Origin of the sequence: Amycolatopsis sp. (genome assembly GCF_035546795.1) — a bacterium.
Taxonomy (GTDB): Bacteria; Actinomycetota; Actinomycetes; order Mycobacteriales; family Pseudonocardiaceae; genus Amycolatopsis_E.
This window is the reverse complement of sequence record NZ_DASZWC010000017.1, coordinates 1-5,064: the sequence shown is the minus strand read 5'-3', so window position 1 is coordinate 5,064 and position 5,064 is coordinate 1. Positions and strand designations below refer to the sequence as shown.

At 70.2% G+C, this 5,064-nt stretch carries 5 protein-coding genes; 3 read left to right on the top strand and 2 right to left on the bottom strand.

Annotation, left to right across the window (positions count from 1 at the left end; genetic code table 11):
• Positions 1–603, top strand: a 603-nt coding sequence (locus VHD82_RS12095; protein WP_325701295.1) for an LLM class flavin-dependent oxidoreductase, incomplete at its 5' end; no start/stop codon positions are given.
• Here VHD82_RS12095 and VHD82_RS12090 read toward each other — a convergent pair.
• The gene (locus VHD82_RS12090) at positions 570–1,400 is read right to left on the bottom strand and encodes a nitroreductase/quinone reductase family protein (protein ID WP_325701292.1); all 831 of its coding nucleotides are present in this window, start codon (positions 1,398–1,400) and stop codon (positions 570–572) included. The genes VHD82_RS12095 and VHD82_RS12090 overlap by 34 nt on opposite strands.
• 114 nt (positions 1,401–1,514) lie before the next feature.
• Positions 1,515–2,828 (bottom strand): 3-phosphoshikimate 1-carboxyvinyltransferase, encoded by a 1,314-nt coding sequence (gene aroA / locus VHD82_RS12085; protein WP_414637492.1) that lies wholly within the window; start codon positions 2,826–2,828, stop codon positions 1,515–1,517.
• Between the two features lie 66 nt (positions 2,829–2,894).
• On the opposite strand from aroA, the gene VHD82_RS12080 reads away from it, so the two are divergent.
• Together VHD82_RS12080 and VHD82_RS12075 are read left to right on the top strand one after the other, a co-directional pair.
• Positions 2,895–4,595 carry a CTP synthase gene (locus VHD82_RS12080; RefSeq protein ID WP_325701286.1) on the top strand — a complete coding sequence of 567 codons (1,701 nt, stop codon included), beginning with the start codon at positions 2,895–2,897 and terminating at the stop codon, positions 4,593–4,595.
• Positions 4,592–5,064, top strand: a 473-nt coding sequence (locus VHD82_RS12075) for an NUDIX hydrolase (RefSeq protein WP_325701283.1), incomplete at its 3' end; no start/stop codon positions are given. The genes VHD82_RS12080 and VHD82_RS12075, both read left to right, overlap by 4 nt.

Here is a 5,064-nt window from a genome sequence, read left to right as displayed (position 1 = left end):
GGTCTCGGCGTCGGCGGCCGCGAGGACGAGTTCACCGTCGTCGGCGGTGACATGCGCCGGCGCGGCCGCCGGCTCGACGGGCAAATGGCGCTGTTGCGCCGGATCTGGGCCGGGGAACCGTATTCGGACGAGATCGGCCCGATCGGCCCGGCTCCGGTGAAGGGCGGTCCCGAGGTGCTGTTCGGCGCCTTCGCCGCCCCGGCGCTGGAACGGGTCGCGCGCTGGGGTGACGGGTTCCTGTGCGCGGCGCCGTTGAGCTTCGCGGGCAGCCTGTTCGGCTCGGTGCGGGAGAAATGGTCCGCCGCGGGGCGCGCCGGGCAGCCCCGGATGGTCGCGCAGGTGAACGTCGCGCTCGGGCCGCAGTCCACTGTGGATGAAGCACGCGCGGCGATTCTGGCCTACTACGGTTTCAGTGGTGACCATGCGGTCCGGACGGCCGACGGGATGCTCACGAGCCCGGCCGAGATCACCGCGGCGATCCGGGGCTACGGCGATCTCGGCGCGGACGAGGTGATGTTGTACTGCTGGTCGCCGGACGTGCACCAGCTCGACCGTCTCGCGGAACTCGTTCAGGCGGCGGGGAAAAGGCTCGCCTCTTCGTAGGCGAAATGTTCTTCGAGGCCCTCGGTGACACGGGCCAGGGCGGCGCCGATCTTGTCCGGATCGGCGCCGCCCGCCAGCACCGCCCGTATTTCGGCGAGCCCCTGGGCCACCACGTGGTGTTCCGCGCGTAGCCGGGCCAGCGCGGGGCGCAGTTCGGGGAAACTGTCTTCGAACGCGGTGAACGCGCCGTTTTCCCGGATGTGGTGCAGATCCAGGTGATCGCAGAACGTCAGGCAGTGCTCGGTGAGCGTGCGCGCCGGGGTGCCCGGGATTTCGCCGGCGGCCAGTGTTTCGCGGAGCCGCGCGAACTCGGCGCGCAGTTCCTCGTGGTGCCGCCGCAGTTGTGCGCCGACGGCCTCGACGCGGGCGCCACCGTCGCCGAGTGAAAGCGGATGCAGCGCGATCACCGGGATCACGCGCGTGGTTTTCCTTGCGTATTCGGCAAACGCGGGGTCGCGCTCGGCCTGCTCGCGATAGCACCGGTCGCGTTCGGCGCCTTCGAGTGGCTCGGCGCGGGTCGCGTAGGTGCGGATCCCGTCTCCTTCGCCGATCTCGACCGTGACCTGCGGGTACGCCCGCAGGTTGTGGTACCAGGCGGGATGGTCCGGCGCGCCCGCGTTGCTGGCGAAGACCAGGATCCGCGCACCGTCCCGGAAATACACGACCGGATTGGTGCGCGGAGCGTCGCTGCGGGCGCCCTGCGTCGTCAGCAGGATGAGGGGAACGCCCTCGAACATGCCCCCGACCCGCCCGTGGTTGGCGCGGAACTCCTCGATGACCTGACGGTTGAAATCCACGGTGTACCGCCTCGATGAGATAATTTGCTTTGCGAGCAAATGTATCAGAAGAGACGGCAGCCCAGGGCCTGTTCGCCGGGAGTGAACTCGCGCCCCGCGCCGTCGCGGAAAAACTCAGCCGAGCATCGATTCCCACGTCTCGGTGAAACCGGGGAACGTCTTGCCCACGGTCTCCGGGTTTTCCACTTCCACGCCCGGCACGCGCAGCCCCAGCACGGACGCGGCCATCACGAGGCGGTGGTCGTCGTAGGTGTGGAAAACGCCGCCGTGCAAGGGAGCCGGGGTGATCGTCAGGCCGTCCTCGGTGTCGGTGACGCGGGCGCCCAGCGCGGACAGCTCCGTCGCGAGCGCGGCCAGCCTGTCCGTCTCGTGCCCGCGCAGATGCGCTACGCCGGAAATCACCGAGGGGCCGTCGGCGAAACAGAGCATGGCGGCCACGACCGGGGTCAGCTCGCCGACCTCGTGCAGATCCAGTTTCGCGCCGCGGATTTCGCCGGTGCCGGTCGCGGTCAGGCCGTTCTCGGTCAACTCCGCGTGCTGGCCCAGTTCGGTCATCAGGCTGCGCAGCCAGTCACCCGGTTGTGTGGTCCGCTGCGGCCAGCCTTCGATACGCACCGTGCCGCCCGCGACGGCCGCCGCGGCGACGAACGGGGCGGCCGTGGACAGGTCCGGCTCCACCGTGTAGTCCGGGCAGGCGAGCCGGGTGCCCGGCACGTGGAACTCCTGGCCGTGCCGTTCCGGGCTGGCGCCGAAGCGGCGCAACAGATCCAGCGTCATCGCGATGTGCGGCTCGCTCGGCGGCGCGTCGCCGACGAGGCGCACCGTCACGCCCGACTCGAACGACGGGCCGGCCAGCAACAGCGCCGAAAGGAACTGACTCGACGCGCTCGAGTCCAGTTCGACTTTCCCTCCACTGATACCGCCGTGGCCACGCACCGTGAAGGGCGGCGCACCGCGGCCCTCGTCTTCGATGTCCACGCCGAGTTCGCTCAGCGCGCGCAGCAGCGGGGCGATCGGACGGCGGCGGATGGCTTCGTCCCCGTCGAACAGCACGGGCCGCCGGCCCAGCCCGGCCAGCGCCGGGGTGAACCGCGCGACCGTCCCGGCATTGCCCAGCACGACCATCCCGGGCTCGTCGCCTTCCGGCAGCAGTGGCTGCACGAGCACGTTCTCCCCGGCAGGCTCGTACGCGCCGCCGAGCGCGGTGATCGCGCCCAGCATCAAGCGCGCGTCCCGGGAGTCCAGCGGTTTGCGCACGAGCGTCGGCCCCGCCGACAACGCGGCCAGCACGTAGGCTCGGTTCGTGATCGACTTCGAGCCCGGCACGCCGACAGTGGCGTCCAGCGCGCCCGGCGCGACGGGTGCGGCCCACGTGCTCGCTGTGTTTCCGGCCACGGACGGTGCCTCCTTTTGCGAGAATCCGGTCATCGACATCGAAGCGTGCCGGCGAGGCACGGCAAGCGCCGGGGTGGGTGTGCGATAAGGTGGAAGCCCGTGGGACTTCAGCCGCGGACAGCCAAGTACGTCTTTGTCACCGGGGGCGTTGCCTCCTCCCTGGGTAAGGGACTCACAGCCTCGAGCCTGGGTCAACTCCTTACCTCTCGTGGCCTCCGGGTCACGATGCAGAAACTGGATCCGTATCTCAACGTGGATCCCGGAACCATGAACCCCTTCCAGCACGGCGAGGTGTTCGTGACCGAGGACGGGGCCGAGACGGACCTCGACATCGGGCACTACGAACGCTTCCTCGACCGTGACCTCACCGGCTCGGCCAACGTGACCACCGGCCAGGTGTACTCCGAGGTGATCGCCAAGGAACGGCGCGGCGAGTACCTCGGCGACACGGTGCAGGTCATCCCGCACATCACCGACGAGATCAAGCGGCGGATCATGGCGGTGACCGAGTCCGGCGGCACCGGGCACCAGCCCGACGTCGTGATCACCGAGGTCGGCGGCACGGTCGGCGACATCGAATCGCTGCCGTTCCTCGAGGCCTGCCGCCAGCTGCGGCACGAGGTCGGCCGGGACAACTGCTTCTTCCTGCACGTGTCGCTGGTGCCCTACCTTGCGCCGTCCGGCGAGTTGAAGACCAAGCCCACCCAGCACTCCGTGGCCGCGCTGCGCAACATCGGCATCCAGCCCGACGCACTGGTGTGCCGTGCGGACCGGGATCTGCCCGAGGACCTCAAGCGCAAGATCGGCCTGATGTGCGACGTGGACACCGAGGCGGTCATCGCCTGCCCGGACGCGCCCTCGATCTACGACATCCCCAAGGTGCTGCACCGCGAAGCGCTCGACGCCTACGTGGTGCGGCGGCTCGGGCTGCCGTTCCGCGACGTGGACTGGACGGTGTGGGGCGATCTGCTCGACCGCGTGCACAACCCGTCGGAGACGGTGCGGATCGCGTTGGTGGGCAAGTACATCGACCTTCCCGACGCGTACCTGTCGGTGACCGAGGCGTTGCGCGCGGGCGGGTTCGCGCACCGCGCCAAGGTGGAGATCGTGTGGGTCGCCTCGGACCGCGCCACCACGCCGGCCGGCGCGGCGCAGGCACTGTCCGATGTGGACGGTGTGCTGGTGCCGGGCGGGTTCGGCGTGCGCGGGATCGAGGGCAAGATCGGCGCGATCAGCTACGCCCGCACGCGCGGGATCCCGGTGCTGGGGCTGTGTCTCGGCCTGCAGTGCATGGTGATCGAGGCGGCGCGCAACCTCGCAGGCATCGCCGACGCGAACTCCGCGGAGTTCGACGAGGCCACCAAGGACGCGGTGATCTCCACGATGTCCGACCAGAAGGACGTCATCGCGGGCGAGCGCGACATGGGCGGCACGATGCGCCTCGGCGCGTACCCGGCGAAGCTCAAGCCCGGCTCGCAGGTGGCGCAGGCCTACGGCAGCGTCGAGGTGTCCGAGCGGCACCGGCACCGCTACGAGGTCAACAACTTCTACCGGAAGCAGCTTGCCGACGCAGGCCTGGTGTTCTCCGGCACGTCGCCGGACGAGCGCCTGGTGGAGTTCGTGGAGTTGCCCGCCGACGTGCACCCGTTCTTCGTCGGCACCCAGGCGCATCCGGAGCTCAAGAGCCGGCCCACCCGGCCGCACCCGTTGTTCGACGCGTTCATCGCCGCCGCGGTGGCCTACCGCACCGCGGATCGGCTGCCCGTCGAACTGCCGGAGCCGACGGCGAGCGTCCGGTGAGCGCCCCCGGCACCCATGACTTCGCGGTGGTGTCCACTGAGGACGTCCACATCGGACGCGTTGTGGCGCTTCGGGTCGACGACGTGCGGATGCCGGGTGGCGCCGTCGCCCGGCGTGAGGTCGTCGAGCACATGGGCGCCGTGGTCATCGCCGCGGTGGACGACGACGAGCGGATCACGCTGATCCACCAGTACCGGCATCCGCTGCGCCGCCGCATCTGGGAGCTGCCCGCCGGCCTGCTCGACGAGGACGGCGAATCGCCCGTGGACGCGGCCCGGCGCGAGCTGGTCGAGGAAGCGGGGCTCAGTGCGCAGCGGTGGGAGACGCTCGTCGACGTCGCGGCGTCGCCGGGGTTCACCGACGAGGTCGTGCGCGTGTTCCTGGCGCGCGGGGTGTCCGAAGTGGAGCGGGCACACCTAGACGAGGACGACGAGGAGGCCGACCTCGTCGTGCACAAGGTGCCGCTGGC